At 35.0% G+C, this 1946-nt stretch carries 2 protein-coding genes; one reads left to right on the top strand and one right to left on the bottom strand.

The annotated features are described in order from the left end of the window. Window positions 1-143 precede the first annotated feature (143 nt). Complete coding sequence (locus GSY74_RS08175; RefSeq protein ID WP_164664614.1) at window positions 144-1310, top strand: tetratricopeptide repeat protein; 1167 nt, start codon at window positions 144-146, stop codon at window positions 1308-1310. Window positions 1311-1323: 13 nt separating this feature from the next. Here the strand turns inward: GSY74_RS08175 and GSY74_RS08170 are convergent, their stop codons facing one another. After that, the gene (locus tag GSY74_RS08170) at window positions 1324-1767 is read right to left on the bottom strand and encodes a GatB/YqeY domain-containing protein (RefSeq protein ID WP_164664613.1); all 444 of its coding nucleotides are present in this window, start codon (window positions 1765-1767) and stop codon (window positions 1324-1326) included. Window positions 1768-1946: the final 179 nt, after the last annotated feature.

Here is a 1946-nt window from a genome sequence, read left to right as displayed (position 1 = left end):
TGAAAAATAATTATTTTTAACATCATTTTCTTTAAAAAAAATATTTTTATTAAAAATCTCCTTTTTTTTTAAGTTTTCTATACAGTTAAACCTGTATCATTAGTACAGGAAGGTTTAAACGGTAGGTCTAAGGGAGGTTTACAATGTATAATTTGGATACAGTTATAGATGACAGTGTAGCAAATACACTAAATAGTCTAGGCAAGAGATACAGAGCAACAAAGGAGTATGAGTTATCGGAAAAGTCATACCGTGAAGCTCTACGATTTAGAAAAAGATTGGCAAAGATAGATGGGAAACAGTATAAGCCTCTTGTTGCAGAGACATTGAATTCATTAGCTACACTATATAGGGAACAGAATAATTATGATTCTGCTGTAGAGTGTTATAGAGAAGTGATTTCGATTAGAAGAGGACTATTGAGAGAAGATCCACTGCATTATGCTCCAATTTTAGCTATTACTTATACAAATATAGCCAATCTACATAGACTCTACCACAGTAATAGACTAGCAAAGTTTTTTTATAAAGAGGCACTAAATATATATAAAGTTTTAGCTAGGGGAGATTCCGATAAGTATAATATAGAGACTCTAAATATACTCAACTCTCTAGCTATTATATATCGTAAAGAGAGTAGATTTGAGAAGGCAAAAGATACCTATATGGAATCTTTGGTTATCTATAAGGCTTTGATAAATAGTGGCTCAAATAGCTATAGAGTTGGACTAGGAACTCTTCTTACCAATTTGGGTACACTATACTTTAGTGAAAATATGCTAGATAAAGCAAAAGGGGTTTATCTTTTGGCTCTTGATATTCTCTTGGATCTGTCCAAAAAAGAGCCAATACCTTACAGACCAACTATCGCGATGATGTTAAATAATTTAGGAAGTATATACGCCTCACAGGAGAAGTATAGTGAAGCGTTAAAATCATTTAAAGGTGCATTGAGTCACTATAGCTCTTTGGCTGAAAAAAATCCAACTGTTTATGGTCACCATGTAGCAACAATCTTCAAAAATCTAGCATCTATGTATGTTCATCAAAATCGAATGAAAAGGGCTAAACTGTTTCATCTAAAAGCTGTACAAGTCTATAAATCATTAGCAGAGTACAATCAAGATATTTACAATATAGAGTTGGCCTCTTGTCTAGTTGATGGGGTTCACTACTATAAACAGCACTCTCTGTCTCTCTACAGAGCAGAAGCTATCTTAAAAACTTATGATTTAGAGGGTAGAGCAGGAGAGTTATTACGAAAAATTAATAAGTTGCGTCAACAGAGAGTATCTCTCTCTCTATCGTAGCCATTGGGGATAATTACCCCAACAACCCTTTCACACAAACATTAATACGCCCACCATCTGCTCTGTTTCCAATAGCCTGTTTGGCTCTACCCATTACCTTACCCATATCTCTCATAGAAGTTGCCCCAACTGTAGCTATAATCTCTCTTAGCGTAGCTTCAAGCTCTGCATCGTCCATTTGCTCTGGTAGATAGACTTTTATAATAGCTAGTTCGGCTTGTTCTTTCTCTACCAAATCATCTCGTCCTGCATCTGCAAATTGAGTCATAGCATCCTCTCTCTGCTTTGCATATTTCATAAGAATCTTCTCCATATCGGCATCTGTAACCTCTCTTCTCTCATCGACCTCTATCTGCTTGACTACAGTTTGGATATTTCGTAGGGTATCTCTCTTCTGCTTATCTTTTGCTCTCATAGCATCTTTGATGTCTGATTTTATCTGTGCATTTAAACTCATCTGAATATTCTCCTAATTTTTTGTAGGATTATACTATAATCCGATTATGAAAAAATTAACAATTGAAGATAAATCATTTAATCTAAAAGATATTAAGCAACTATACCCAGCAGCTCTTGTCAAGACTGGAGATGGAGAGGAGACCACAGAGATGAGTCTGGAGTGGATAGATAGTGAGT

Source organism: Sulfurovum sp. bin170 (assembly GCF_010892395.1).
In the GTDB taxonomy this organism is placed as follows: domain Bacteria; phylum Campylobacterota; class Campylobacteria; order Campylobacterales; family Sulfurovaceae; genus UBA1140.
Note: the sequence above shows the minus strand (reverse complement) of the source record. Positions and strands in the feature narration are given on the sequence as shown.